Here is a 26,770-nt window from a genome sequence, read left to right on the forward strand (position 1 = left end):
ATCGCAGGACCAAAATGAAATCTTTGCAAATCAAACCAAGTCGATTTCATGGGGCTTGACTGCTTGAGCCCAAAACTGAGGATCGTACTATCCGGCCTTCCATGAATTCAAAGAAAGAAAAGCCTATTCTGTATCCCGTTTCCGTGGCTCCTATGATGGACTGGACGGATAAGCATTTTCGTTTTTTCCTCAGATTGATTTCCAAGTATTCCTTATTGTACACTGAAATGGTTACAACGGGAGCCATTTTAAGAGGAGATAAGGACAGACATCTTTTATTTTCTCCTGAAGAAGCTCCGCTCTCTCTACAGTTAGGTGGAGATAATCCGAATGCATTGGCAGAATGTGCCAGCATAGGAGAAGGGTACGGATACTCTGAGATCAATCTAAACGTAGGTTGTCCGAGCGATAAAGTTCAGGAAGGGAATTTCGGAGCTTGCTTGATGAAGGATCCGGATCGTGTTGCAGATTGTATATCCGCAATGGATTCCAAAACTTCTCTGCCTGTCACAGTAAAGTGCAGGATTGGAGTTCCTGGAAAAGAAAGCATTGAGGACCTCTCCGAGTTTGTTCGAAAAGTGAGTCTGGCAGGGGCAAAACGGATCACAGTACATGCAAGAATCGCAATATTAGAAGGCTTGAGTCCAGCTCAGAATCGTAGTGTTCCTCCTCTTCGCTATGAAGACGTATACGAGATCAAAAGAAAATATCCCGATCTAGTCATTGAATTGAACGGGGGAGTGAAGACCCTCGAGGATATCTCTTCTCACCTAACGAAAGTGGATGGAATCATGATCGGTAGGGCGGCGTATGAGAATCCATTTTTATTCTCGAATGTGGATCGTTTGTTTTACCAAGCATCCCCTCGTATGATCACGAGAAGAGAAGTCTTCGATACCATGCAGGAATACGTCTCTAAAAAGACCGAGCAAGGAGAAAAGCCGAGTCGGATCCTAAAACATCTATTAGGCGCTTTCCATGAGGTCCGTGGGGCTCGTTCTTATCGCCGCATCCTTACCGAAAAGATGCATTCTAATCCTGGTCCTAAGCTTTTGCTCGAGGCATTGGAGTCCATTTCTCCTGAATATATGGATCAAAGATTGGAAACGGAAGAGTCTCTTTCTCTTACTGCCCTAGAATCTGTGGTTTGATTGTAGCTTTCTCGTCTAACTCTTCGAACCATTCTTTCGGAGAATCCCTTGGAAAAAATTCGGACCATTGATTGCGGATATGTAGAGTCCGGCCTTGCCTGCGCCTATCTTGTGATAGACGGAGATCGTGCCACATTTGTGGAGAATAATACGAATTTTGCGGTTCCTCTATTATTGGACGCTTTGAAAGAAGAAGGTCTTGGCTTCGACGCGGTCGACTATATTATCATCACTCATGTTCATTTGGATCACGCGGGAGGAACTGGAGAATTGCTCTCTCATTGTCCGAACGCGACAGTGCTCTCTCATCCGAAAGCTTCTCCTCATCTCATAGATCCGAGCAGACTGATCAAAAGCTCCATCCAAGTTTATGGAGAAGAGAATTTTTATAAGTTATACGGAGAGATCAAACCTGTTCCGAAAGAAAGAGTTCGAAACATGAATGACGGAGAGGAACTTTCCTGGGGAAAAAGAACATTCAAATTCGTTCATACAAAAGGACATGCAAATCATCATTTTTGTATATATGATTCTCTTACGAACGGTATCTTTACCGGAGATACATTCGGTCTAGGATACACTTTGTTCAGAAAGGATAAGGATTCTCTTTTATATCCTTCCACCACGCCCACTGATTTCGATGCGGAAGAAGCGTTGCTCTCCATTGATAAAATCTTGGGTACGGGAGCGGATAAGGCGTATCTGACTCATTTCGGAGTCTGGGAAGATATCAGGTCAGGAGCTTCTCAAATGAAGGAAGGGATTATCGCGATGAAGAATATATGGACTTCTGCGATCAAGACTGGATTCGAGGGAGAGACCTTGGTTGCTTTTTGCGAAACTAGAGTTCGTTCTTATTTGGAAAATCAGATCCGGATTCGTAAACTTCCTTTTGGTGAGAAGGAAGAAAGGTTTATAGGCTTCGATGCACAGATCAATGCACAAGGGATCGCTTTCAAGATTGAAAGATCTAGAAAGTCAGTTAAGTGATCCTCATCCCTTAAGTATTAAATCTGCTTAAAGTTCTTGCATCGATTCAGAACCTAGTATAGTGGATCTTAGGCGATGTTTTTCATTTGATTTCCTTAATTAGAATTTTTTGAATATACTTTGTGAGTGGACTTTCCGTGCGAATATACAGGTATAAATTATTTCCTATTTTGATCTGCCTTTTCGCGATCCTTATTTCTTGTAGGCAAGAAGGCAGAGAGATGCCCAGAGCTTACAAAGGTGAGTTCGATATTCGCTTTATTCCTCATTGGGGAAAGGCCTTTCCCTTAAAGGGAGATTGGGAATTCCATTGGGCAAGTTTGTATTCTCCCGAAAAAGGTTATCCTTCTACCGGAGAATATTTTCCCGTTCCTGGGATCTGGAGGGAATATTCTCCTCAGTTTACCAAACAAGGGCACGGAACCTATCGTCTTTTTATTCGCACTTCTCCTGAACAAAGTAGTTTAGGAATTTTGGTGCCTAGGCTTCCAGGAGTATATTCTGTTTATTTAAATAAGAAATTGATCTTTGCGAATGGGATCAACGGAACAGATAGAAATGGTACTGAGTTTCTTGCTCATCCAAGCTCACAGATCTATCCGGTAGAAAGCGGAACGAATTCGGAACTTGTAGTAAATGTTTCTAATTATAAGGGAAATTTCCTCAAAGGAGGGATACGTAACGAATTCATATTAGGCGATCTGGATACTGTCCGGAATAAGATCAAGCTGGAGAATATCTATGAGACTGCACTCATTACGATTATCTTCGCGGTAGGATTGTACCATCTGATCTTCTTCGCATCGTATCGAAAGGATACCACTCCCTTATTCTTTGCGTTCTTTTGTTTTCTGGTTTCCTTTTATACTTTTGTTACTTCCGGATTGCAATATTTTCTAACCCCGGAACTTTCCTTGGATTTAAGGATCCGATTGGAATATTTCTGCGAGGTGATGCTCGTTCCTTCCGTTTATCTGATCCTGAGGATCATGTATCCGAAACAATTCAGTCATAAGTGGCTCGCAATCCTCATGTCCAGCATGTCTGTCTTCTTGCTTTCCATTTTTGTTTTGGACGAAGAGAATCTGATCTACGTGTATTCCTTCTTCATGCATGTTCCTCCTTTTTATAGTTTAGCACTGATGATCCCTTTAGGATTTGCTTGGAAAGCAAATGAGACCAGAGCAAGAACTGTTTTCCTTTCCGGGATCATTCTCGCAGTTTCTATGATGAATGATGTGATCTATGGGATCTCCGAGTTTTACTTCTTGATCCCTTATAGTTTTCCGATCGCTCTCGTTGGTTTTATAGCATTCAACTCCTATATTATATCTTTGCGATTCACTCAGGATCTGGAAAAAGCGGAGGAATTCGTAGAGCTCCAATCCAAGTACAACGAACAATTGAGATTAAACGCTGAAGAAAAATCTAAGTATGCTGCGTTAGTCGATCAATCCTTGGATAAAGGATTTCATTCCCTCATGAATCAATTGGAAGCTAAGGACGGATCCGATAAATCTCTTGGAAAATTGAAGAACGAACTCAGCCAAACACTCACAGGTGTAAGAGATATTTTGGATCTAATGCATCATCAGGGTGGAAAAGAAGAGTTAGTGGAATTGGAGATGAAACGCTTCATCCAAAGAACTCCGAACTTTGCTCATTCCGAGATCCATTCCGTTTCTCAGTTTTTAAGAATAGATCAGTGTCTCCAAATGCAGAGGATTTTCAAGGACGCGATCCGCATCGGTTCGGCTCGAGAAGGTGAATCTAAGATCTTTTGGGGAAAGGAAGGGGACGCTATTCTTCTTCGTATCTTTATGTCTGGGCCAAGCCAATCTAAAGAAGATATTCCGGAGCAACTCGAGGCGGATCTGAAAAACAGGGCAGAGAAGTTAGGTGCGCGGTTCTTTTTACTGAGTGAGTCGTCGAAATTCGAGTTTGAACTTCGGATTCCACCGATTCCTGTCTAAATTTCGTCCATCTCCCGAACGAATTCGGAAAAAGACTTGCCTCGGTGCCGAAAAAGTAGATTCTACACAGAATTAGAATCATTCTAATCTGTGGTGATAACAATGAATCCAAAACGATTATTCCCCTTAGGCCTGGTTTTCCTGGCTCTATTGGTGGCTTGTGGCCCCTCCGAGAAGACAAAACAGCTAATGGAAGATGCAAAAAGGACCTTCGGAGTCCTTCCGGCTAAAATGCCAGGTTCAGAAAAGGATACTCCTGAGCGCATCGCTTTAGGAGAGAAACTCTACTTTGAAAAACGTCTTTCTATCAATGACTCTCAGTCTTGTAGTTCCTGCCATGGGATCCAAGGCAAGTCTGCGGGAGTGGATAATCTACCGACTTCTCCCGGAGCCTTGGGTAAGAATGGAGATCGGAATTCTCCTACTTCTCTCAATGCAGGATTTCATTTCGTTCAGTTCTGGGATGGAAGAGCGGCTGACCTGAAGGCGCAAGCAAAAGGTCCGATCCTCAATCCGGTGGAGATGGGAATGCCTTCCGAGGCTGCAGTCGAGAAGAAGGTTTCCGAAATCCCTGAGTATGTAGAGGCATTTGCTAAGGCATTCCCGGATCAGGAAAAGAAAATCACTTACGACAATTTGGCAGAAGCGATTGCTTCCTTCGAAAGAACCTTGATCACAAAGGATCGCTTTGACGAGTTCCAAGCAGGCAATCATCGCGCTTTAACTTCCGATGAGCAAAAAGGATTAGAGACCTTTATCAATACCGGATGTATCCAATGCCATAATGGACCACTTTTGGGAGGAAATAGCTTCCGCAAACTTGGACAAGTTCATCCGTATGAGAATACAGAAGACAAGGGTCGGTTTGTAGTTACTAAGAATAATGCAGATCTCTATTTCTTCAAAGTACCTTCTCTCAGAAATATTGCTCTTACTGCTCCGTATTTCCATGATGGAAAGGTAGCTACTTTAGAGGATGCCGTGAAAAAAATGGCATATTTGCAGCTCGGAAAAGAGCTTTCCTCCGAAGAGGCTGGTTCGATAGTATCTTTCTTGAAGGCATTATCGGATAAAAATCGGTCTAATTAATTATAGATCGAATACAATCGAACTTACAGAATTGAAACCTATTCAGGCCGATTCCGAGAGGGATCGGTTTTTTTTTGCCTACCTGTTTGGACGCTCTAATAGAAAAAGCGCGGTGACTTCTTCTTTCGGAAATCTCCCGCGCTCGATCGGAATGAATGAAAAGAGTTACGCGAAAAGATTGCTTTCGCGTTATTTCTTTCGATTCGAATTATCTTTCTAAGATCTGTCTGTACTTTCTAGGAGTTTCGCCGGTATAGATCTGTTTCGGACGTACTTTGTTCGAAGAATCTACAGTCAATCTTTGCTCTCTCCAGTGAGCCAACCAACCAGGAAGCTTTCCGATCGTCTGCATAGCGGTAAAGAGTTCTTTAGGAATTCCTAAACTATGAAATAAGATAGCGCTATAGAACTCCAGATTCGGATACAGATTCTTTTCTAGATAGAAAGGATCCTTGCTTACATACTCGTCTACTTGCAATGCGATCTCTGCGATCGGATCCAATTTCTTCTGTTTGTAGAAATCAACGAATAGCTTTTGAGCGATAGTGGAGCGCTTGCTTTTTACCTTGTATGCGTCATGACCAAAGCAAGTAGAATGATACGCGAGTTCTCCCTTCTTCATTCTTTCGAAGAATTCAGGTACACTCAATTTGGACTTGATGATGTCTTCGATCAATTCAACTGCTGCGACCTGTCTTCCTCCCTCTCTAGAACCCCAGAGAGCATTGATGGCAGAAGATACCGAGGCGAAAATATTTGCCTGAGTGGAACCGATGAGCTGGACAGTCGTATTGGAAACGTTCTGTTCGTGATCCGCATACAGGATCCAAAGCTGATTTAGGATCCTATCATGGTCTTCCGTAGGTTGATACTTTAAGGAAGGAAGGGAGAACAACATGTATAAGAAATTCGTACAGTAAGGATGACGATCCAAAGGATATACGAAAGGTTGTCCGATCATCTTCTTATATGAGAATGCGGAAATCGTGCGGATCTTTGCGAGAAGCCTGGCTGCTTGATCTATCCCTCTATCCAGATACTCTTCGTACTCGTCTTGGTAATAACTAGAAAGAGAGGAAACCATTACGGAAAGAACTGCGAGAGGGTGAGCCTTGCCCGGAAATCCGTCAAAGAGATTGATCATGTCTTCGTGGATCAAGCTGTGCTTAGAAAGCTTCATGGAGAATTCTTTGAGTTGCTTCTCTGTTGGAAGTTCTCCATAGATCAGAAGATAACTGGTTTCCACAAAGGAAGAATAGTGCACTAGCTCGGCTATATCGTAGCCTCTATAATGCAGATCTCCGGTTAAAGGATCTCTGCGGGAAATTTTACTCTGGGCATAAGCCGTATTAAAGAAACCGGGATCGTAGGAAGTAAGCCCGGTCTTATTATGTAGTTCTCTGATATCGATGCCTTTCTTGCCATCGGTTCCGGTGATCAAGGGAAGGCGGTGGACCTGGTCCCCAACTTTCAATTCCACGAAGTCGCTCATACCGTTAGGAAACTTGAGAAGGGCAGAAGAGTCAACCTTCCTTCCGGCGTTCTTATGAATTTTCCCTTTCGACTGGACAAAACTAGGTGCGAAGGTTTTTCTTTCCTGCAGTTTCGGGGAATTCCTTCTTGCAGCTTCTTCCCACATTTTTACTTCATTTTTGGATCCAGTTTGGGACCGGTCTTTGTCTTCTTCTCGCGGCAATGGAGCTTGCGAAAAAGAGAGATAGCGTTTTACCGGGAGGACTTTTTTTCTTAGCAGTCATTCTCGCCTTGGTCGAGAGTCGATTGGGCTTAAGTTTAGTGCCGGAGTCGGCAGAATATATCTGGGCTTGGCCGGTTTTCTTTCCTGCAGTCTGGGCTGTCGGGCCGACGATTCTGCTAGTCTCTAGAAATATGGTGCAGTTCGCCTTGGACCGGGAGATAGAGATCCGTCTTCATTATCTTCCAGCGGGTATCTTGCTTTTGGGAGAGATCATCTCTTATATATTTCTTCCGGCAGAGACTCTGAGAGAGTACATTCGAAATGCGATGTTAGGCTCCAAGGTGGATATTCTGACCGGGGTCACTATCTTGGGTTCCATTCACCAAACTGTTTACTCGATCGGCATCTGGCTTTTCTTTCGTAAGATCTCTAAAGAGACTGAGATCCCTCTTTCTTCTCTGGTATATACCATCCTTTTTGTGATCTTTGCGACGATCCAGCTCTGTTGGTTCGGATATTTTCTAAAGAGCCAGGTGCTTCTCGCGACGGGTTCTTCTTTCCAGACTCTTGGCGTTGTTCTGGTTTTCTTATTCACAGCTCGCTATCCGAACTTCTTTATTTCTCTCAAATCGGAGATCCGTCAGAAAAGATACGAGAAGACCCAGATCCACGGATTGGATCTGGACGGAGTTCATACCAGAATTCGGGAATTGGTAGAAGTGGATAAGCTTTATAGAGAAGAAGCTCTGAAGATCCAAGATCTTGCGGAGAAACTTTTGATCTCTCCTCATCAACTTTCTAGGATTCTGAACGAAACTTACGGAAAGAATTTCAACGAGTTCCTGAATTCGTATCGGGTGGAAGAAGCAAAAGTTCTATTACTTGAGGATCTGGAAAGGACAGTTCTCTCGATCGCGTACGATGTAGGTTTCAATACTAAGTCCACATTCAACGCTCAATTTCTAAAAATCACAGGCATGACTCCTTTAGAATGGAGAAAAAAGGGTAGCAAACTATAAGTTCGGACGATCCGTTTTCACATATCGGTTAGGATAAAACCTTCCCCGCAATTTAGCGGGTTTGCGGAGAAGACAGTATGTCCGTGGAAACCTATCCGAAAGAAGAACTAGAATCCTACAGAAAAGTCCAAGCTCTTGCTTACGAAGCAGTAGAAGCTGTGAGAAAAGAATTGGTTCCCGGCATTACGGAGAAGCAAGCAGCAAAGAAGATTGACGAGTACGTTCTACGCGCAGGCGGCACTTCTTTCTTTCATTACGGCTTTGCCTGGTTTGGAGACAGAACCGCATTCAGAGGATTCAAACGACCTCTTTCCTTGAACTATCTCAGAAAGGGAGAAGGGATACTTCCTCATTTCGGAGGAAAGTTCCAACCATCCAATCGCAGACTGGAAGAAGGGATGGCGGTGATCCTAGATGTGGCTCCCACATTCGCAGGAAGAGCAGCTGACGTAGGTTATGCGTTTTCTTTCGGAGAGAATAAGGAACATGATCAAGCACTTCTTCATCTAGAAGAATATAGAGAGCTGATCCTAAGAAGAGTCTTGGAAGAAAGAACCTTATCCGAGATCTACTTGGAAGTGGATGCTCGTATTCGTGCTTCCGGTTATGTGAATTGTCATGCGATCTATCCCCAAGGAGTTCTAGGTCACAAGGTAGGAAGACTGCCTGCTTACAATATTCCAGGGGGAAGGATCAACGGATTCCCTTTCCAAACCTTCGCTTATCTGTTCCCACAAATGTTAAGAGACTTAGTCCCGGGAGTTTCCGGTCACTCTCCTCTTTGGGGAGAAGGTTCCGATTTCAGAGCAGAGCCAGGACTCTGGGCAGTGGAGCCTCATATCGGAAAGATCTATACCGGAAGCAAGGAATCTCAATCCTTCGGTGCCAAATGGGAAGAGATCTTAGTAGTTACTGAATCCACTGCGTATTGGTTGGATGAGGATCTTCCTCATGTTCGTCTTTGGAAAGAAAAGAAATCCGGAAAGACAAACGCCAAAGCTTCTAAGATAAAAGTGCCCGCTTAATCCTTAGAATCGTATTTTATAAAAATCTAAAGGTTAAAAAGATGAAGAGTGAAATTTTACAGGATAAGGATTTTCATTTTTATCCGGTGAGAAAGCCTAAATTCGAATTTAGCGAGAATGGTACGAGCAAACATTGGATGGACCATTCTGCATACAAGACCCATGTATTGAATACTTGGACTCTTTTCTTTCCGGATGGAGAAAGGTTCTTTATCAGAAGCATCCAAAAATTCCTACCAAGCATCAAAGATCCTAGAGTTCTTAGAAATGCGAAAGCATTCATCGGTCAGGAAGCGCAGCATGCTGGGGAGCATAAGAAAACCTGGAAGATCCTGGAGGATCAAGGTTTCAAGATCAGCGCGTTTACCGATTTTGTGAATTCCTTCTTTATAAACTTCGTAGAAAGATTCTCTTCCTCTAAGATGTGTTTGGCGATCACTGCCGGCGCGGAGCATTATACTTCTCTCGTGGCAACGATCGGTCTTCAGATCCGTGCATTGGATAAGGCAGAGTCCGAGATGAAACGTCTTTGGGAATGGCATGCTGCCGAAGAGATTGAGCATAAGTCAGCTGCATACGATGTGTTCTTAGATATAAGCGGTAATTATTTCAGAAGGATCATTGCATTCTTAGGAGTTACGGTGGTTTTCTGGGCCGCAACATTTATTGGTGCGGAGATACTTCTATGGCAAGAAGGCCTGACTTTTAAATGGAAAACTAGAAAAGACGCTTTCCGTTTTATTTTCATAGATGAAAAGGTCTTCTTTCATGCGCTTGGGGCATTCTTCAGATACTTCCGTCCCGGCTTTCATCCGGAACAGGAAGACAATTTGGAATTGAGTAAGGCCATATTCGAAGCGCCTGAACATAGATATAAGGAAATTGCATGAGCAGATTAAGCGGTAAAAATATTTTAATCACCGGAGCAAGCGGTGGTTTCGGAAAAGAGTTAACCAGACAATTATTGAAGAAGGGAGCAAATCTCATTCTCACGGATATGAAGGCTCCTGAAACTAAGGCGGAATTTTATCTCGGAGATGCAAAGACTGTATCCGGAAAAATCCTTGGATCCTTTGCAGCGGATCTTAGTAACGAAGCTGGTTGTAGTAAGGCATTCAAAGAAGCGACCAAGATCAATCCGAAAGTCGATATTCTGGTGAATAACGCCGGCCTTGCATTCATGGGAAGATTATTGGATGTTCCTATGGAAAAATGGAAATTGATCCTGGATGTGAACTTATACGCTCCTATCTACTTAAGCCGTTTATTTCTTCCTGCAATGTTGGAAAGAAAATACGGCCAGATCGTAAATCTATCCTCCTGCGCAGGCATTACTGCTCCTGGCGAATTGGTCTATTATTCCGTTTCTAAATTCGGTATTAGGGCATTAGGCGAAGCCTTAGATTCAGGCTATAGAAGACAGGGTGTATACACGACTAACGTGTATCCTTTCTTTGCGGATACGAATATCTTAAAATCGGAACAATTCGGATCGGATAAACAGAAGGTAGTGCCTTCTGCCATTTTAGACAGTCCTCAGATGGTAGTGCGCGCGATCGTTAGAGGAATGGAAAAGAGAAAGATGCACGTATTCCCTGGATTCACTGCGAAGATGCTTCGTTTTCTAACGAGGCTCTCTCCAGGGTTCTTAAGAGGAATGGAAAGGCTTGCCCAAAGCTTTTCTTGATCATCAAAGGAGGCGAAAAATATGACTGCGACCCAAACGGAAGAAACAAAAACCAAAACGGAAAACTTCAAAGAGACATTCGTATCCAACGGAGATATTTCCCTGTATGTGAAGTACAATCACACTTCAAAGGAAAGACCGAATCGTCCTACGATACTCTTTGTTCACGGATATCCGGATGATCATAGGATCTGGTCCTATCAATTGGAATCTTTGAAAGAAGATTATAATGTTGCTGCTTTGGATCTGAGAGGTTCCGGTAAGTCCAGTAAGCCTTCTCAGCAAAAGGCGTATAACGTTCGTCGCATCTTTGAGGACCTGGTACAAGTGATCCGATTCGTGGGGAATGACAAGCCTGTGCATGTTGTTGCCCATGATTGGGGAGCGTTGATCAGTTGGGCATTTGTTGCGGACGAACAGAAATCTGTTTGGGCGAAATCGTATACTGCAATGGGAGGACCTCATCCTATTCTGGGAAGATCCAGCGCGTTCCAATTGGCTCTTTCTGGAAATCCAATCTCTCTTTTTAAGGCACTCTCTCAGTTAAGAAGATCTTGGTACATCTTGTATTTCCAAATTCCTTTCCTTCCGGAATGGATCTGGAAGACCTTTGCAAAATTCTTTTGGAAGTTCACCATGAATATCGGTGGAGTTCCCAAGGGAGACATTCTTAGAAACAAGACTAAGTCGGAGATCATAGACTCTTCAACTCATACGATCAATTTGTATAGAGAGTTATTAAGAGGAGAGAAGTATCCTGAGCCTCTGCATATTAAGCCTCCTGTGCAGGTGCTGATCCCGCTGAAAGATTTTGCGATCCGACCGGAGTTATACAAATTACACGAAAGGATCTGTGATTCGTATAAGGAATATTCTTATGATAGCAATCACTGGATCCAAAGAACCATGCCTGATACAGTGAGCGAAAGAATACGAGAATTCGTTTGGGAGATCGGTTAATTTTTTCGTAATCAGGAAACCGATCCGGACATTGCAGGTCTCATTCGCATGTCCGCGATCAAGGCAAGACTAATCCAGATTTTAGAATTTGTCAGTGCGAAGACGAAAGGGCTTACATTTATAGCCCTTCCGTTCTTTGCCTTAGTGCTTGTCGCGGAACAGTCCAATCATCCTTCCCCCAAAGAATTAAATAGATTCTTTACTGAGAAATGGAACTTAGAGATCAGTTCTTCCGATAATGAAGAACTTTTCAGAGGAGTTTACTATTGGTATGGAACTCCTCATAAGGATAACGGCAAAGATGAATCAGGGATCGACTGTTCCACTCTGACTTCTAAGCTCGTGCAAAGAGCATACTCCAAGAATGTTTCCGGTTCCTCCGAAAGTATAGCCAAGCAAGCCAAGAAAATCTCCGAATCAGATCTGAAAGAAGGAGATCTTGTTTTCTTCAATATTTACGGAGAAAAGATCAGCCACGTAGGAGTTTATCTCAAGGATAGAAAATTTGTGCATGCTTCCGTAGTCAGAGGAGTCACAGTCAATTCTCTCGACGAGCCCTACTATAAAACCCGTTTCGTATCTGCCGGCAGATTGTAAGACTTCTTAAGGATTGACATTCTTCTCCTGGGCTCCGAAATGATCGGAGATGAAATCAGGAATGTCTTGCATAACAATGCTTGGAATCCGAAAGAACGGGATCAATGAAGCATCTTGAAATGTTTTCCAATCGCTTGGCACGTATGAGCAAGCATTGGAAAAAATGGGCGAGAAGAAGGGGAATCACCTGCTTTCGCATCTATGACCGGGACATTCCCCAAGTTCCTATTTCTATAGATCTCTATGAGGATTATTGCCAGGTTTCCGAATACCTGAATTCTTATCCCCTGTCCGAAGAGGAAAGAGAAACGGAAAGGATTGCAGTTCGAAATTCTATATTAGAAATACTGCAACTTCCTGAAGAAAAACTGTTTTGGAAGAAAAGAGAACAGAAAAAAGGGAACCAGCAATATGAAAAACTAAGTAGCGAAGAGATTTCCCTGCAAGTCAAAGAGGGAGGTCTCGCATTTAAGGTGAATCTAAGCGATTATTTGGATACGGGTCTTTTTCTGGACCATAGAGTAACGAGAGAACTTTTTAGAAAGGAAGCTCTCGGTAAAAAAGTACTCAATCTATATTCATATACCGGCTCCTTCTCCGTGTATGCCGCTTCCGGAGGAGCTAAGCAAGTCACAAGCGTAGATCTGTCGCCGAAATATTTGGATTGGTCTCGGGAGAATTTTCGACTCAACGGGATCGATCCCGATGAGCATGAATTTCTAAGAGAAGATATCGGGGAATGGCTGAAGAGAGAACGAACGAACCCGAGTCGTAACAAGTATGATCTTATTATGGTGGATCCTCCTACATTTTCAAATAGTAAGAAGATGAGAGATATATTCGATATACAAAGGGATTACCCTTTTCTATTGAATTCTCTCTTTAAGGATTTTTCGGAACCGGGAGCGATTCTCTTCTTTTCCACTAATTTCAGAAAATTTAAAATAGATCCCGACGAACTCCTTTGGGAAGATCTAGTGGATCTAACTAAACAAACTCACCCTGAAGATTTTAGGAACGAGAAGATCCGTTCCGTTTGGCGGATGAGAAAATAATAGAAAGCCTTTCTGCAAGAGTTCCCACAGAAAGGCTTAGTTGAAAAAATTCATTGTCAAAGAAGTGGATTTGTGGTAAGGCTTTTGGGGTACCACCACACCGGCCCCCACCCAAACGAGGGTGGGGAACACCCTCCGCGAATTTCAAACGGAATCAATATTCCGTGCTTGGTCGAAAATTTTATTTCAACTCGCTCAGGTCACTGAGGTCTTTGCTAAAAACTTCGCAAAGAAATTCGGGAAGTAATGTCTGAGGAATAATCCGAATCTTTCTTTGCCTCCGGCGATAATCACTCCCAAATCTTCGGCGGCAATCGCGTCTAGGATCTTGCGCGCACATTCGTCCGGATCAATCCCGTTCTCGATCACCTTATCCATTTTCTTTTGAGGAGTTCCATCTCCTTTAAGAGCGTTATTCGAAATATTCGTGCGCACGAAACCAGGATACACTAAGGTAACCTTAATGTTTTCTTTATGGTTTTCTGCACGCAGTGCTTCAAAGAAACCTGTAAGTGCAAATTTTGTAGAAGAATATCCTGTTCTCAGAGGAACTCCGATAAGACCCGCAACGCTTGCGATAGAAGAGATCCATCCCTTCTTCGCTTTTCTCATATAAGGAAGAACGGCCAATGTAAGTGCGATATTTCCGAAATAATTCACCTTCATTAGAGTTTCATAAGTTTCTAATGATGTTTCATGGGCCAAGGATCTTTGGCTGATCCCTCCGTTATTGATCAGAACGTCTATGGTCCCGAACTTTTTGATTACTTGAGTAGGGACCTTTCCGAGCTTTTTATATTCCTGCAGATCTAAAGGAAGGATCATGCTGTTCGAGTCCGTCAGACCGTAATCTTTTCGAACTCTTTTCAGCTCCTTCTCTCTTCTGGAGGAAAGAACTAGTTTCGCTCCTCTTCTTGCTGCTTCTTTTACCAAGCATTCGCCGATCCCGGAAGAAGCTCCAGTGATCCAAACTACTTTGTCCTTAAAAAAATCTGACATGTCAGTCTCCAATATTAGAAATTGAACCGTATTCTATTTCCCGGAAAATCTTACCAATTCAAGAGCCAAGGGATCAGCCCGAGGATAAAAACTCCCTCGCCCAAGATTCTGTATTTGGAGGAATCTTGGAATTTATCCGCATAACGTAATATCCAGCCCGGGACTGCGCAGAGTAAGGCGACCACTAAGGCAGAGGTGATCGAACCTCCCGGCGCAAGCTTTCGTATTCCGGCGGCCAATACTAATGCGACTAAGAATCCAAGCAAGGACAATCGTAATACCCATTCTCTGGCAAGCTTGGGAGAAAGAGCCCCTAATAAGTAGACCTGACCTTCCTTAGCGTCTAACTCTGCTTCCATTAGAGAATTCATAATCAGATTTAAGATGGTTCCTAAGAAGAATAGGAAGAGAAGAATGGGGACCGTCCAAGAACGAAATCCTACGATTAGAAGAGGGCCGAACCAAACTCCCAAGGTATAGATCAGAGCTACGGAGAATTCTTTTCCGAAGCGGACCTTCCCCCAACGAGCTAAACCTAGATGCAGAAAAGCTAATATAGAGAGTAGTACTCCTCCCAACAATACGATCTCTCTTAAGAGTAAGAAGGCAAGTACCAAGGAGACGACTGCGGCAATCCCGCAGAGAAGGCTTAGGATCCTAAAATGGTCGTAGTGAAATTTGTGACGAGGATTCACCGAATTTGCGCCTACCTTCTTTCCATCCAAGAGATGGTCCAAAGTGTAGATTACCCAAACGCTTAAGGGAAGAAGAAGCCACCATGCGGTTTTCATACGAGCGCCGGTGACTGCAGTCGCCAATGCTCCTGAGCCGAGCACTCCTAAGCAAATATCCAGACTAAGAACGTGGATATAGAACCAAACCCTGTTTTCGAAGAAATGGAGCATACGTTTACTTTACGACAAAATCTGTAGGTTAGATTAGCTTCCCTTTGCTTTTATTTTGGAAGTTTCCGGAGATACGATACCGATTCCCTCCGATTTGAATTTAGAGTGCAAGGATTTTATGAAGAAGGATCTAATTTGCTGAGAATGTTTTATATCTTGGACCGAGATATTCACCGCCAAATCCATATTAGTCGATCCTAAAGATTTATAAATGAGATTCACTTGAGATCCAAATTCTTTCTTTGGATAAATTTGATCGGAAGCTTGTCTTGCGGAATCCAAGACCACTTCTTCTAATTTCGGCGTTTCAATCCTCGGATCCACACTGAACTCTATCGTAATCCAAAGCCCCGAATTAGGAAGACTATAATTTGTAAATGTTGTCTTGGACATCTTTGCATTAGGAATGATGATCGTGCTTCCGTTTCCTTTCTTGAGAGAAGTAGTTCTCCAGTTGATATCTTCTACCAGACCTTCTTCTCCTGTTTCTAACGAAATATAATCTCCTACCGAGACCTTCTTTCCTAAGAGAACTCCTAAGCCTGCGAATAAACTGGATAATGTTTCCTGTAGTCCTAAGGCAAACGCAAGACCACCGACGCCCAATGCAGTTAATGCTGGGGTCACCGATATTCCCAACGTTTGAAGAGCGACTAATGCTCCAGTGGAAAAGATCAGCATCCGAACTATATTGTTTAAAATAGACGCGGATGGAAGAAGTCCCTCTGTCTTAGTTGAATAGAGTGCAAATGCTCCCGATCCCACTCTAGCTAAAGACACTGTGAAGATCAGAATAGAGAATACCTTCAGATAGAGTGAAAAGTTTTCCTTCGTATCCGGTCCTAGTGGAACGACTCGCAGAGCTGTATATAAACCGAATATTAAAAACAAGAGTCTCACAAAGGAAAGAAGGGCCAGATACAAAGGATGTTCGGTATCTAAAGCATCTTTCGTAAGAGATCTGGCCAAACGAGGGACGATGAAACCACCGAAGAGATAACCCAGAAGTATTCCGGACGCGACGGATGCGAGTCCGAGTATCCAATGAGATTCTAAAATCAATCTGAGTTCGCTCATGGACTCCAAATTAAGATTTAGGAATTCGATGAAAAGAAAAAATGATGCGACCTGAATTATGTGTCAAACCCGCGGCAAGATCAGAAAAGAACTCTGCAGGTTGCGGGAGGAAAAATGGATTTTGTAATGACAAACTAGACTGTTTTAGGAGACTCCTATCCCCATGGACGAGGAGCCTTCTCCGAATCAGATTTTAGAAGTTCCTTTGACGAACTCCATGTCGGTCTACGCCAAGAGGCTTACTCCTTTTGTAGGAGTTCCTACGCTGCTCTTGGAGGAAATTCATACCCGAGGGATCCAAGAAGTAATTTTTTGGGGAACTAAATCCGAAGCAGCTGGATGGAAATCGGAGCCCGCCTTCGTGGATTTGGTGAAAAAACTCCAAGAAGCCAGGATCCATCTCTCCACGATGGATGGAGCGAAATTCAGATCTTCATTCGACTCCACAAGAAAGCTAAAGAGATTTCTGAGTTCGTATACGAATTCCGTAATGCTATGTTATTCGGAGAACGAAGAAGCTGGTCTTTTAAAATTACTGCAAGAAAGCTTTAAGAAAGAAGAGCCCAAGCCGTACGTTCCTTATTCTCCGGATCTCTCTTCTTCTAAAAAAGAGCCTAAACAAGAGAGTCCTAAAAATCATCCGGAAGATTTCAAGGCTTCTCCAATCACAATCCGAGTAAAACTTCTCGCAATCGTAAGTGCAATCGTAGTGGTGAGTATGGGCCTCGTCATCGGGCTCGCAACCAATCTATTCCGGAATTATTCCGTCTCCTTGATCCAAGAATACAACTTGAGTTTGGCGAGACTTACAGGGCTACAAGTAGGGATCCGGATCAAAGAGTTGTCCTCTAAGTCCGAAGAATTCTTGGATAAGTCTAGAGATCCTGTGTCAGAAGGATCCGATCTGAAGAAAATAAATCTTCCGACTTACCTTTCCTCTTACTTGCAGTCTCAACCTAAGATACTCGCTTGGGGAAAATACGAAAAAGGAAATTCTATAGTTTTCTATAACCCTAGGTTTATTCGAGACTTAAAGAAAGAAGAAGAAGAGGTCAGAAAGTCTTGGGCCTCTATACCTAAAGAAGAAAAGGAAAAATTCTTCTCCTCCGAATTCGAGTCCTTGCAGCTCAAGAATATCAGTTACCGATTCGGATTTCCTGTGGTATTATTCACAGAAACGAGTAAAACAAATAAGACCTTGGGATTCTTTTTGATCTCTCCTCATGATCTTTGGGAATCCGCTCGTTCTGCATTGCAGACGGAATTGTTTGCGATCTGGGTAGTAGATTCTCAGGGAAGGCTTGTCGCTCATACGGATGAAAACGAGACTCTCTCGGCAAAGGATTATTCCAAGAACCCTTTAGTGCAATTTCTATTGCGAAACCCTGCAGACAACGGTTCCCAAACGTCCGTGTTTGAAGGAAAGGAAACTCTAGGCTCCTTCCAACAGTTGGAGGATGGAAATCTTGCAGTCGTATCTTCGATAGAAGCGGATAAGGCCTTTGAAGCGGTGTATAAGATTAGAAGGCAGAATTTTTACATTCTTGTCTCCGTCCTGAGTGTGGCCTTTCTTGTAGTGTTTCTATTTTCTAGAACGTTAACCGTTCCTTTGATCAATCTCTTAAGTGCCACTAGGCAGTTAGAAAGAGGAAATTATAAGGTAGGAATCAAGCCTGTCACTCGAGATGAGGTAGGGGTTCTAACCAATTCCTTCTTAAAAATGGCTCACGGATTAGAAGAAAGAGAAAAGATCAAAGATACATTCGGTAAATTCGTAAACAAAGAAATCGCCGAAAGAGCCTTGGCCGGAGATATGCCCTTGGGAGGAGTCACTAAGGATATCACAGTCTTCTTCTCCGATTTGAGAAACTTTACCGGAATGTCCGAGAAATTGAAACCTAGCGAGGTAGTGGATTTCTTAAACGCTTATTTCACCGAGATGGTGGAATGCATTTATTTAACGGAAGGTATCGTAGATAAATTCATCGGGGACGCGATCATGGCGCATTGGGGTGCTCTGTATTCAGGAGGACATGATGCAAGGAATGCAGTGAATTCTGCTCTTCTCATGAGAAACGCCCTCTTAGAATTCAATCGGGTAGGAATAGAAATAGGAAGGCCCCAGGCAAGATTCGGATGCGGAATCAATACAGGTCCTGTGGTTGTGGGACAAATTGGATCCGAAAAAAAACTGGAATTCACTGTGATCGGAGATGCAGTCAACCTTGCTTCTAGGATAGAATATCTTACTAAAGAATTTGGGACGGATATATTGATTTCGGAATCTTCTTATGAGCAAGTAAAGGATCATTACAGATTCGAGAACCTTCCTCCTGTTTGGATCCGGGGAAAAGAAAAACCGCAACAGCTCTATGCGGTATTAGGTTGGTTGGAAGATCCGGATTGTCCTACAAGCCTTGCCGAAGTCCGCAGAATTTGCGGGATCGCAGAACCGGAAGCTCCTTCCAAGTCGATTGCACATTAGAAAAATAGAATGGATTGGAGAGTTTACAAACGAGAATGGCAGGTGGGAACGGCGTGCATCGTCGTGCTCTTCTTCTCCTTGTACTTATTGTATTATGAATCCAGGGCAGGTGGTGGAAGCGGAAAGGAAATCATGGGAACTGTTTCCTTTCGATATAAGACCGCACAAAGAAAATTTCCGGACAGAATGCTTTGGGAAGATGTTGAGCAGGGAATGCCGGTTTATGACAGGGATTCTATTAGAACCGACGAGGCCTCGGAAGCGATCGTATTCTTAAAATCAGGTACCAAGATTGAATTGGATCCTCAGTCCATGGTAGTCTTACAACTTAAAGAGAGTAAGGAAAACCTGGATCTGAATGAAGGAAATATTCTAGTAGAAAGCGGTAAGAAGGTACTATCCGTTATCGCAGGAACCGTGGGTTTGAACGCCGGATCCGATTCCAAATTCCAAGTCACTCGAGATCAGAATGGAACCAGAGTGAATGTGGAAAGAGGAGAAGTAGAGTGGAACGAAGATGGTACCGTTAAACAAGTATTAGGCGAGAGGGATGTTGCGCTCAATGCGCATAAGATACCTGCAAATTGGAATCTAATCTCTCCTGAGGATTCTAGTAGATATTTTCCAAAAGAGCCGGAACAGCTTATAGATTTTCGTTGGGAAGGAGGAGAGGACGGTATCTTGGAAATTTCTGCCAAGAGAGATTTTTCCGGTCCGATCACTAAGAGAGCTATCAGAGAAATGCAATACAAGCAAAAGTTCCATGAGGGAATATTCTTCTGGAGGATCAATTCTAAAGATGGAAAGAAGATCTCCGAAGTTAGAAAGTTCAGAGTGCTTCCAAATTTTCCAGTAGAGTTACAATATCCTAAGAGAGATCTCATGCAGGAAGATAGAACCGTTTCCTTCGCTTGGGTAAAACAAAAGATTGCAAGCGGATACAAATTGCAGATCTCCACAGATCCAAATTTTGGTTCTGTGTCAGAGACGCAATTGTTCCGGACGAATTTTTCCCTTACTCTTTCACCAGGCACCTATTACTGGAGAATTCAATCCTATACGAATCTACCTGGAACGGAAACATTCTCGGAGGTGAGAAAATTTTCCATCTCGGTCGCTCAAGAGCAGATTGCAACCGCGAAGACGGAAACACCAAACGCTTCGACTACGGAGTCGCAAAATAATCCTGATTTAGTTCTGGAATATCCGAAAAACGGCACTTTGGTGGACATGACAGGAAAAGAAGGTATCTCTTTTCGCTGGAAAATTTCCGCCAAACGGAAGCAAACCGAGTGGAAATTTCGTCTTTTATTTAGGAAGGGATCTTCCGACGAATTAATCTACGAAAAGAAAACAAAGGGCGACCGATTGTATTTTAGAGATTTGGAAAAATTGGATGTAGGAACCTTTCATTGGGTGGTAGAATCAGACTTAGAGCCCAATTTAAAATCGGAAGCGGATTTTAGAATACAACTTAGGGAAGATCTGGCTGCGCCTGAAACTAAGGCCAGCGGCGCTCGCCCTTAAGGAGAGATCATGTCCCGTTTCTACGGTCGAATTCCTTATATATTATTTTATTTTAATGTACTATTCCTTTCCGTCGGCGGAAGTGTTTTCGCAGAAGGCAAAAGCTTTATTTACTATATCGAATGGACCGAAGTGAAGGGGAGTCGAGGTTATGTGGTCGAAGTACGTAAGTCAGAACCTCCCCAAGACCTCGTAGTAGAAAAGAAGGTCACAGAGAACGAAATAGAATTCAGTTTAGAAGCGGGAGTTTACGAGTATCGGATTGCTGCTTTGAATCGATTCGGTAAACCTTCCTCTTATACAGTCTGGACGAACTTTAAAGTAGAGCAGGATAGACCTAAGGCAGTCGCACTTGCGGAGAAGGAAGAAGCAGCTAAGATCTCTAAGCAAACTTCTCAATATGTTTGGATTCCCGGAACGGGTTATTATTCTAAGGGGGATCGTAGGACTGCTTACGGGATCTGGGCAGGTTTTTTTGCCCTAGCCTACCTTGGAAATTCGGAAAGAGTGGCGGGGAATCAACTTGCCTCTAAGTCCTTGAATGATCCCAAGATGATCGGCATACTTGCATTCAATCTTCCCACCCAGGCGACTGTTTATCTCTGGCAATCTAGAGAAAAGGACAAGCATCAGTATGATATCCACCAGCAGAACCAGGTTATGTTGGGTGGACTCGCAATCATAGGCGTAGCTATTTCTCTATGGCTGGAAAATAAACTGCCTCAGGGAGATACAGTGCAAGTCAAGGTCCGGCCGGATATCATGGGACTCGGGAACGGCTCCATGTTCACAGGACTTTCTCAAAGCAGATGGGATCTGCAATACTCTAGGAGTTTTTGAGGAGGTCTTATGAGATATCGTAAATTTTCTTCAACTCTAATTCTTTGCATTAGTCTGCTCTTCGGCTCTTGCTCCATTCCGTTTCCTGGTTCAGATGAAGTTATACTTCTGGGGCTGGTTGGAAAGATGCGCTATGTTTTCGTAACAACCGCAACATACGATGGCGCGTTAGGCGGAATTGGCGGAGCGGATGCAAAATGCGCTGCTTCTAAAGCTACGGATGCTCCTACACTTCCTGGGATCGGGATTGAATATGCTGCATTGATACAAGGCCCAGGTCGAGTTCCGGGAGGATTCGGTTGGCCCTTGCTTGGAAATACGAAGTATTACACAAATACACCCGCAACGAATACTCTGGTGTTCCACACAAGCGGAGCTGCCACCCCAGTATTTCCAATGGACAGTGGTTCAGGGATCCCTGGTTCGGGAACGTATTGGACTGGAATGGATGGCACTCTCAGTTCCACTGGAGGTGGAAATTGCGCCGGTTGGACAAGCGGGCTATTTACTGATCCTAGCGGAGGGGATTACGGAGTCACAGGCGATCCCACGATTGGTGCATTCAATCAGGGATTCTCAAATACCTGCGATACTACTTTGAATCTTCTTTGTGTAAGAAATTAACTCTCTACGATCCCGGCGCGGATAGCGTAGACTACTAAATCGGCTACCTTATGTAGATCCAACTTCTTCATGATATTTGCTCGGTGCACTTTTACGGTAGCAGGGGAAATATGCAGAAGTTTTCCGATCTTCTCGTTGGAATTTCCTTCGGAGATAAGCTTTAGGATCTGTCTCTCTCTATCGGAAAGCACAGAGAAAACAGAAGGACCGTCTTCCGGTTCTCCATTCTTCTTCTTGCCAATTCCGGAAAGTACTCTCGTAGCAATTCTAGGGCTAAGATAGGTTTCCTTTCTACGAACCGCATCGATGGCTCTGAGTAGATCTTCTCCTGCATCGTCCTTTAGGACATAGCCGTTGATTCCCAGATCCACGAGCTTTTGGATATATTCCTCATTATCATGTCTGGAAAGAATGATGACCTGAACTTTCGGATAATAGCGCTTCACACCTTTGACCAGATCTATTCCGCTTACGCCAGGCATAGAAATATCAGTGATCAAAATATCAGGCTCTAATTTACCGATCTCGTCTAATGCTTGTTCTGCGTTTCCGTTCTCGCCTATGATCTGCAGATCGCTTTGGCCGGAGATGATTAATCTCAGACCTTCCCTTAAAATTGCGTGATCATCTACTAGATAGAGTTTGCAAACAGTTGCGTTCATACATTCTCCTTGGAACGTTTCTTCAGAGGGATCCTAAGCACATACTTGGTGCCTTTACCGGGTTCCGTTTCCAAAAACAGAGTTCCATTTAGGTCCTCCGTTCTTCTACGGATGTTTTCCAGGCCGTATCCGGTTGATTTTATTCTGGCTTCTTTTTCTTTAAATCCTTTTCCGTTATCTTTGGCGGAAACAATCAAAGTATCTTTCTCGGAATAAATCCGCAGCTCGACTTTGTTTGCCTGGGAATGCTTCAGAATATTCGCGCAGATTTCCTGAAGGATCCTAAAGACTTGGTTTTGGATTTCCTGTGGAAGTTTTTCGGGAACTTTGAATTCAGACTTCACTTTTATTTTTTGTAAAGGAAAGATCTGGTTCGCGAGAGAACTGAGAGCAGCCTCCAAACCGAGTTCTTTCAATGAAGAAGGTTGCAAATTTGTGTAAATTTCCCTTAGTTCTTGGCTGGCTCTATCAATGAGCCCGAGGCCGGAGGAGAAGGATTCAGGATGTTCCTTCTCCGATTTTTGATGAGCTTGAAAATGTAATTTAGCAGCCAGGATCAATTGTCCTACACCGTCGTGAAGTTCTCTGGCAAGTCTTGATCTTTCTTCTTCCTGAGAGGCAAGCACTTGGGTATGCAGAGTTGCGATCTTCTTTTCCAGCTTTTTATTCTCGGTGATGTCCTTCATGATCATTCCCAAATTATCTTGGACACGAAAGATGGAATAACCGTAGAATTTCTTTTCTTTCTTAAACTCCTGGTTCTGGAGTTTGGTCTTGCGAGCCTTGTGGAGATTCTCTCTTAGATTCGCTTCTTCTTTGGAATCCAGTTTTAATAGGGTGAATAGATTCTTGCCGACTGGGCTTTGGAAGCGAAGACGGAATTCTTTCTTAAAGGAGGCGTTTGCGAATAATACGATATTGTTCTCGTCCAAGGCTACAATTGGGGAGATCTCTTCGACGAGAGAGAGGAAATACATCGAGGCTTTGTCTTTTTCCGAATACGAGCCTCTCAGTTTATTGTCTTTTCGTTTGAGTAGTCCGCTAGACACCTTATGATCAAGACTACATTTCTACTCATGTTCCGAAAAGGAAAAAAACCCCTTCCCCCGGCCGAATGGGGGAAGGGTGAGGTTGCTTTTACTCTTTCAGGAGTCCCAAATTAGGGCGTAGATGGAAAAACCTCCGAAGTTATCGGATTGCGGAACCAGTCTGTGTCTACGGTTCCGAGAGATTGATACCAAGGCTGGAATTGAGTATAGGACTTGCGAATGTCGGTCGCCTCATAAGGCCATTGGAAATTGCCTGGGACGAGTAGATACCAAGGGAATCCGGTGGCATCTCTATAGATATCCTTGCCGTTTGCGTCGAAGTATTTGCCTGCCGCATGGATATCCTTACCGGTATTGATCACACTTAGATATGTATCATACGGAGCCGAGCCAAGGATCAGTTTCGAAATAGGGCTCGCTAGGATAACTTCTAGTTTTGCAGTCTTACCCTTAACAAAAGTGGTATTCGATCTGGATGCGTTAGAAGAAGGAATGGTTGTAGAACTATTTCCCAATACTTGCAGATCAGTCATCGTAGGACCGACGCCGCTCAGATTTTCTTCCACAGTGGTTCCATCAAATCCGATATGGATGAGTGAATAGGAAGTAACACTAGCTCCTGGGATCCCGAAGTGAAGAGTGTGGTTATAGCCGGCTCCCTTCGCTACGTGAGTGAAGTATCCTCGGATCCGCGCTACCTCGCCTGCAGCATTCAAATCTTCTTCAAAATAAGAACGGACTACATAGTCGTTGAAGTCGGCGTCGCCTTGTTTAGGGAATAAGTCTTCGAATGAGATCGTATAATAATCTTCGGCGGGAATACGAATGGTGCTCGCACGACTTGGATCCAAAGGATATAGATCTTCCGAGTCAGGAACTCCGTCTCCGTCAGAGTCTACGATTTGTGTCACATTCGCAGTGAAGCTGATAGAGATCCTTCTACTGATAGAAGTCACACTGACTATATTGATATCAGCGTCGTAGAATTTTCCATACGCTTCTACTTGGAGATGGACGGTGTTCGTATCTCCATCGATCGTAAAACTTCCTGTGACCTCTCCACTTGTATTGGAGTAAGCCTTAAATACCGATTTATTATTAGCCGCGCCAGGTGTGGCAGAAGGGACTGTGACCTGCACCATGCTTCCGTCCACGGGAGCAACCGGATCTAACACCTGTATGTTGACAGTAATTGTCCGAGTCGTATCGAAAACAAAATCTACCGGAGTAGTTTCGTCGTTAATGTCCACTCCGAAGTCCGTTGTTCCGGTCGGGGCCGTCACTGCGGTTGATCCCGAGGCAAGGCTCATAAGCCATGCGTAGTTCGGATCACTCGAAGAGGAGCAATAAGAGAAGAAGGTAACGCCAAGAGCGAGTAACAAGCTGGAAAGGATTTTCTTTGTTTGGTTCATATAAGCACCGTACGGTGACTTGATTATGACCAGAGATCCCATGAATAGGCAATACGCCCGAAGGTGTAGATTACTACAACCTTCGGTTAGGTATATTTTTGATTGTTTGTGAGGTAAAAACTGTTAATTGCCCGTAGCAGGGCGAATTACACAGTCGCTTGGAAACTCTCTAAAGCCTTGGTTCGGAAGGAATGAAAATCGCCCGAAGAGAAAAATTTACAGAACTTCAAGACTTCGTCAGGAATTTCAGAATACTTAGCTTCTTCGTTATTGATCTTGATCATCATATCTCCGAGATAGATCGGATAGATAATATCTCTGTACTGCTCGTCTGCAAGTTGAGGTCTATGATGGTATTCCATTGCTCTGGAATAAAGTTCAGGGAAGTTCCATTTCTCTGCGATCAATGCACCGATCTTAGTATGAGTAATTCCGAATGCAGCTTCTTCCATAGAGATAGAAGAAGCGATTTCCTTGGACGCAGAATAGGATTGGATCTTATTCATACGATTCTCTTCCAAAGAAAGAAGAATGATCTCGCCTATATCATGAAGAAGGGCCGCAGACATCAGATTACTCATCACGTCCTTAGGCATGGTCAACTTCTGAGCGATCAGTTTGCAATAGTATGCGCATTGGTTGGACTTTTCCCAGATTGTCAAGAAGGCTGGGAACTTGTTCTCCAGGATCTGCTTGGTTCCAAGAGAATATAATAAAACTTGCAACTCTTTCAGACCGATGAGCTGGATCGCTCTGTCCAAAGATTCCACCTTTCCACCTCTGCGGAAGGCTGCCGAGTTGGATAATTTCAGGATGTTTGCAGAAAGCGCCACGTCCTTTTTTACCATCTCTGCGATCTGACCGATGCTGGAGTTCGGTTTGTCGATCGCTAGTTGTATATCCTGAATCGCCTTAGGGAAGGTAGGAAGCTGATCGACTTCCTTGATGATCTCTTCTGCCTTTTGGATCTGAATATTTTCTTTTTGGATCTGGATCGGGATATCTATAATTACGGAAGTGTTATTGCCCTGACTTTCAATTCGATAAGAACTCGCACCGAGTCCGTCGTTCTTGAGCATCATGAGAGTCATGATGAGTCCGAGACCCGCGCCTTCGGTTTCGTCCCCTTCTTCCATGAAGGCTTCGGCTAGATCGTTGTAGGTTTTTGCCTTTTCGATCCTCTGGTTGATCCGAGTCACTTCTTCGGGACTGAGTTTTACATTGTTCATGACCCGGATGCGGATCGTATCCTTGTTATGAATGAAGGAAACCAGAACCACATAATTATTCTTAAAGAGTAGGTCCTCGTATTTTTCCTTATTGTCCAGGTATGTTTTTTTAAAGCCGGTGATCTTGCTGCGATATTCGCTCGGATTTTGGATATCCGCCTGCAATTCCCTGAAATAGATGCGCTTGATATTCGCCTTTATCGTGTTAGTGATCGTTTCTTTGAGAGCCGCAAGAACTGAATCCCGAACAAAAATGATATCCAAATGAAGAAGATAGCGGTCCAGAGTCTTTGCGAGAATATTGTCCACATTCTCCGTAAGATTGAAAAATTTAAAATGGAACGGAAGATTTTCCGTGATCGGCTGGTTCAGATCCTTTAGATTACTGAATAAACCGAGATCTTTGTGATGGAAAAGTTCTAGGGTTTTCCCTTGGCTCATACTATATAACTCTGAAAAACGTTAGCGGTCTATGTCAAGAAATTGCTCCGACTTCTTCGTTAAAAATAAGTCGTTACTAAGCGAATTATACGGATCAAAGAGACAAAAAAAAACCGAAAGGCTTATTTATCCGTAAGAACCTGTAAGAAAAAATTTCATACTCGCGTCGAGAAAAGGCTAACCCTTATGGATTAGTTTATCCCTTGTTTAAGTGTAAATTTTCTTTATATAACGGGTTGGAGAAAAACCAAAATGGTTTGAGCCTCGGACTTTTTTTG

General features: G+C 43.4%; 23 protein-coding genes. 15 read left to right on the top strand and 8 right to left on the bottom strand.

The window, feature by feature from the left end; genetic code table 11:
- Positions 1–101: 101 nt before the first annotated feature.
- The 4 genes from dusA to EHO59_RS06785 all read left to right on the top strand — a co-directional run bounded on the left by dusA (position 102) and on the right by EHO59_RS06785 (position 5,203).
- Positions 102–1,151, top strand: coding sequence for a tRNA dihydrouridine(20/20a) synthase DusA (gene dusA, locus EHO59_RS06770; protein WP_135585981.1), 1,050 nt, complete (start codon positions 102–104; stop codon positions 1,149–1,151).
- 48 nt (positions 1,152–1,199) lie between these two features.
- Positions 1,200–2,141: an MBL fold metallo-hydrolase gene (locus EHO59_RS06775; protein WP_135585983.1), complete on the top strand. Its 942-nt coding sequence runs from the start codon at positions 1,200–1,202 to the stop codon at positions 2,139–2,141.
- A 221-nt stretch (positions 2,142–2,362) separates the two neighbouring features.
- A complete protein-coding gene (locus tag EHO59_RS06780) occupies positions 2,363–4,114 on the top strand; it encodes a 7TM-DISM domain-containing protein (RefSeq protein WP_246052678.1) in 1,752 nt (583 codons plus the stop codon).
- Positions 4,115–4,216: 102 nt separating this feature from the next.
- On the top strand, positions 4,217–5,203 hold the full coding sequence (locus tag EHO59_RS06785; RefSeq protein ID WP_135585985.1) for a cytochrome-c peroxidase: 987 nt from the start codon (positions 4,217–4,219) through the stop codon (positions 5,201–5,203).
- 208 nt (positions 5,204–5,411) lie between these two features.
- Here the strand turns inward: EHO59_RS06785 and EHO59_RS06790 are convergent, their stop codons facing one another.
- A complete protein-coding gene (locus tag EHO59_RS06790; protein ID WP_135585987.1) occupies positions 5,412–6,695 on the bottom strand; it encodes a citrate/2-methylcitrate synthase in 1,284 nt (427 codons plus the stop codon).
- A gap of 128 nt (positions 6,696–6,823) precedes the next feature.
- On the opposite strand from EHO59_RS06790, the gene EHO59_RS06795 reads away from it, so the two are divergent.
- The 7 genes from EHO59_RS06795 (at position 6,824) to EHO59_RS06825 (ending at position 13,242) form a co-directional block, all read left to right on the top strand.
- A complete protein-coding gene (locus tag EHO59_RS06795; RefSeq protein WP_135585989.1) occupies positions 6,824–7,918 on the top strand; it encodes an AraC family transcriptional regulator in 1,095 nt (364 codons plus the stop codon).
- Positions 7,919–7,995: 77 nt separating this feature from the next.
- Positions 7,996–8,943: a M24 family metallopeptidase gene (locus EHO59_RS06800; RefSeq protein ID WP_135585991.1), complete on the top strand. Its 948-nt coding sequence runs from the start codon at positions 7,996–7,998 to the stop codon at positions 8,941–8,943.
- A 41-nt stretch (positions 8,944–8,984) separates the two neighbouring features.
- Positions 8,985–9,833, top strand: coding sequence for a metal-dependent hydrolase (locus tag EHO59_RS06805; protein WP_135585993.1), 849 nt, complete (start codon positions 8,985–8,987; stop codon positions 9,831–9,833).
- Positions 9,830–10,630: an SDR family NAD(P)-dependent oxidoreductase gene (locus EHO59_RS06810; protein ID WP_135585995.1), complete on the top strand. Its 801-nt coding sequence runs from the start codon at positions 9,830–9,832 to the stop codon at positions 10,628–10,630. Before EHO59_RS06805 ends, EHO59_RS06810 begins: the two co-directional genes overlap by 4 nt.
- Before the next feature lie 21 nt (positions 10,631–10,651).
- Positions 10,652–11,590: an alpha/beta fold hydrolase gene (locus tag EHO59_RS06815; protein WP_135585997.1), complete on the top strand. Its 939-nt coding sequence runs from the start codon at positions 10,652–10,654 to the stop codon at positions 11,588–11,590.
- 48 nt (positions 11,591–11,638) lie between these two features.
- The gene (locus tag EHO59_RS06820; RefSeq protein ID WP_135585999.1) at positions 11,639–12,187 is read left to right on the top strand and encodes a C40 family peptidase; all 549 of its coding nucleotides are present in this window, start codon (positions 11,639–11,641) and stop codon (positions 12,185–12,187) included.
- A gap of 104 nt (positions 12,188–12,291) precedes the next feature.
- Positions 12,292–13,242: a class I SAM-dependent methyltransferase gene (locus EHO59_RS06825; RefSeq protein ID WP_135586001.1), complete on the top strand. Its 951-nt coding sequence runs from the start codon at positions 12,292–12,294 to the stop codon at positions 13,240–13,242.
- A gap of 195 nt (positions 13,243–13,437) precedes the next feature.
- Here the strand turns inward: EHO59_RS06825 and EHO59_RS06830 are convergent, their stop codons facing one another.
- The 3 genes from EHO59_RS06830 to EHO59_RS06840 are packed head-to-tail and all read right to left on the bottom strand — an operon-like array spanning position 13,438 to position 16,223.
- Positions 13,438–14,241: an SDR family oxidoreductase gene (locus EHO59_RS06830; RefSeq protein ID WP_135586003.1), complete on the bottom strand. Its 804-nt coding sequence runs from the start codon at positions 14,239–14,241 to the stop codon at positions 13,438–13,440.
- A 50-nt stretch (positions 14,242–14,291) separates the two neighbouring features.
- Positions 14,292–15,146: an LA_0991 family prenyltransferase-like protein gene (locus EHO59_RS06835; RefSeq protein WP_135586005.1), complete on the bottom strand. Its 855-nt coding sequence runs from the start codon at positions 15,144–15,146 to the stop codon at positions 14,292–14,294.
- A gap of 33 nt (positions 15,147–15,179) precedes the next feature.
- On the bottom strand, positions 15,180–16,223 hold the full coding sequence (locus tag EHO59_RS06840; protein WP_135586007.1) for a mechanosensitive ion channel family protein: 1,044 nt from the start codon (positions 16,221–16,223) through the stop codon (positions 15,180–15,182).
- 163 nt (positions 16,224–16,386) lie between these two features.
- On the opposite strand from EHO59_RS06840, the gene EHO59_RS06845 reads away from it, so the two are divergent.
- The 4 genes from EHO59_RS06845 to EHO59_RS06860 are packed head-to-tail and all read left to right on the top strand — an operon-like array spanning position 16,387 to position 21,699.
- Positions 16,387–18,708 (top strand): adenylate/guanylate cyclase domain-containing protein, encoded by a 2,322-nt coding sequence (locus EHO59_RS06845; protein ID WP_135586009.1) that lies wholly within the window; start codon positions 16,387–16,389, stop codon positions 18,706–18,708.
- A 9-nt stretch (positions 18,709–18,717) separates the two neighbouring features.
- Positions 18,718–20,235: a FecR family protein gene (locus EHO59_RS06850; RefSeq protein WP_135586011.1), complete on the top strand. Its 1,518-nt coding sequence runs from the start codon at positions 18,718–18,720 to the stop codon at positions 20,233–20,235.
- A gap of 9 nt (positions 20,236–20,244) precedes the next feature.
- On the top strand, positions 20,245–21,075 hold the full coding sequence (locus EHO59_RS06855) for a fibronectin type III domain-containing protein (protein WP_135586013.1): 831 nt from the start codon (positions 20,245–20,247) through the stop codon (positions 21,073–21,075).
- A 9-nt stretch (positions 21,076–21,084) separates the two neighbouring features.
- Positions 21,085–21,699 (top strand): DUF1554 domain-containing protein, encoded by a 615-nt coding sequence (locus tag EHO59_RS06860; protein ID WP_135586015.1) that lies wholly within the window; start codon positions 21,085–21,087, stop codon positions 21,697–21,699.
- Here the strand turns inward: EHO59_RS06860 and EHO59_RS06865 are convergent.
- The 4 genes from EHO59_RS06865 to EHO59_RS06880 form a co-directional block, all read right to left on the bottom strand.
- Positions 21,696–22,361, bottom strand: a complete 666-nt coding sequence (locus EHO59_RS06865; protein ID WP_135586017.1) for a response regulator — start codon at positions 22,359–22,361, stop codon at positions 21,696–21,698. The two genes, EHO59_RS06860 and EHO59_RS06865, sit on opposite strands and share 4 nt — an antisense overlap.
- Positions 22,358–23,410: a sensor histidine kinase gene (locus tag EHO59_RS06870; protein WP_135586019.1), complete on the bottom strand. Its 1,053-nt coding sequence runs from the start codon at positions 23,408–23,410 to the stop codon at positions 22,358–22,360. The genes EHO59_RS06865 and EHO59_RS06870 overlap by 4 nt, the downstream gene beginning before the upstream one ends.
- 110 nt (positions 23,411–23,520) lie before the next feature.
- Entirely contained in the window at positions 23,521–24,822 is a 1,302-nt protein-coding gene (locus EHO59_RS06875) for an LruC domain-containing protein (RefSeq protein WP_135586021.1), read from the bottom strand.
- Between the two features lie 146 nt (positions 24,823–24,968).
- Positions 24,969–26,492: an HDOD domain-containing protein gene (locus EHO59_RS06880; RefSeq protein WP_135586023.1), complete on the bottom strand. Its 1,524-nt coding sequence runs from the start codon at positions 26,490–26,492 to the stop codon at positions 24,969–24,971.
- Between the last annotated feature and the right edge of the window lie 278 nt (positions 26,493–26,770).

The organism is Leptospira semungkisensis (genome assembly GCF_004770055.1).
GTDB classification, from domain to species: domain Bacteria; phylum Spirochaetota; class Leptospiria; order Leptospirales; family Leptospiraceae; genus Leptospira_B; species Leptospira_B semungkisensis.

What these genes read in the sequence shown, in the direction of transcription:
- dusA (WP_135585981.1), top strand. Translation starts at nt 102, where the DNA reads ATGAATTCAAAGAAAGAAAAGCCTATTCTGTATCCCGTTTCCGTGGCT.
- EHO59_RS06855 (WP_135586013.1), top strand. Translation starts at nt 20,245, where the DNA reads ATGTCCCGTTTCTACGGTCGAATTCCTTATATATTATTTTATTTTAAT.
- EHO59_RS06790 (WP_135585987.1), bottom strand. Translation starts at nt 6,695, where the DNA reads ATGAGCGACTTCGTGGAATTGAAAGTTGGGGACCAGGTCCACCGCCTT.
- EHO59_RS06805 (WP_135585993.1), top strand. Translation starts at nt 8,985, where the DNA reads ATGAAGAGTGAAATTTTACAGGATAAGGATTTTCATTTTTATCCGGTG.
- EHO59_RS06840 (WP_135586007.1), bottom strand. Translation starts at nt 16,223, where the DNA reads ATGAGCGAACTCAGATTGATTTTAGAATCTCATTGGATACTCGGACTC.
- EHO59_RS06825 (WP_135586001.1), top strand. Translation starts at nt 12,292, where the DNA reads ATGAAGCATCTTGAAATGTTTTCCAATCGCTTGGCACGTATGAGCAAG.
- EHO59_RS06865 (WP_135586017.1), bottom strand. Translation starts at nt 22,361, where the DNA reads ATGAACGCAACTGTTTGCAAACTCTATCTAGTAGATGATCACGCAATT.
- EHO59_RS06880 (WP_135586023.1), bottom strand. Translation starts at nt 26,492, where the DNA reads ATGAGCCAAGGGAAAACCCTAGAACTTTTCCATCACAAAGATCTCGGT.
- EHO59_RS06815 (WP_135585997.1), top strand. Translation starts at nt 10,652, where the DNA reads ATGACTGCGACCCAAACGGAAGAAACAAAAACCAAAACGGAAAACTTC.
- EHO59_RS06780 (WP_246052678.1), top strand. Translation starts at nt 2,363, where the DNA reads ATGCCCAGAGCTTACAAAGGTGAGTTCGATATTCGCTTTATTCCTCAT.
- EHO59_RS06850 (WP_135586011.1), top strand. Translation starts at nt 18,718, where the DNA reads ATGGATTGGAGAGTTTACAAACGAGAATGGCAGGTGGGAACGGCGTGC.
- EHO59_RS06800 (WP_135585991.1), top strand. Translation starts at nt 7,996, where the DNA reads ATGTCCGTGGAAACCTATCCGAAAGAAGAACTAGAATCCTACAGAAAA.
- EHO59_RS06810 (WP_135585995.1), top strand. Translation starts at nt 9,830, where the DNA reads ATGAGCAGATTAAGCGGTAAAAATATTTTAATCACCGGAGCAAGCGGT.
- EHO59_RS06785 (WP_135585985.1), top strand. Translation starts at nt 4,217, where the DNA reads ATGAATCCAAAACGATTATTCCCCTTAGGCCTGGTTTTCCTGGCTCTA.
- EHO59_RS06845 (WP_135586009.1), top strand. Translation starts at nt 16,387, where the DNA reads ATGGACGAGGAGCCTTCTCCGAATCAGATTTTAGAAGTTCCTTTGACG.
- EHO59_RS06830 (WP_135586003.1), bottom strand. Translation starts at nt 14,241, where the DNA reads ATGTCAGATTTTTTTAAGGACAAAGTAGTTTGGATCACTGGAGCTTCT.
- EHO59_RS06835 (WP_135586005.1), bottom strand. Translation starts at nt 15,146, where the DNA reads ATGCTCCATTTCTTCGAAAACAGGGTTTGGTTCTATATCCACGTTCTT.
- EHO59_RS06860 (WP_135586015.1), top strand. Translation starts at nt 21,085, where the DNA reads ATGAGATATCGTAAATTTTCTTCAACTCTAATTCTTTGCATTAGTCTG.
- EHO59_RS06820 (WP_135585999.1), top strand. Translation starts at nt 11,639, where the DNA reads ATGTCCGCGATCAAGGCAAGACTAATCCAGATTTTAGAATTTGTCAGT.
- EHO59_RS06875 (WP_135586021.1), bottom strand. Translation starts at nt 24,822, where the DNA reads ATGAACCAAACAAAGAAAATCCTTTCCAGCTTGTTACTCGCTCTTGGC.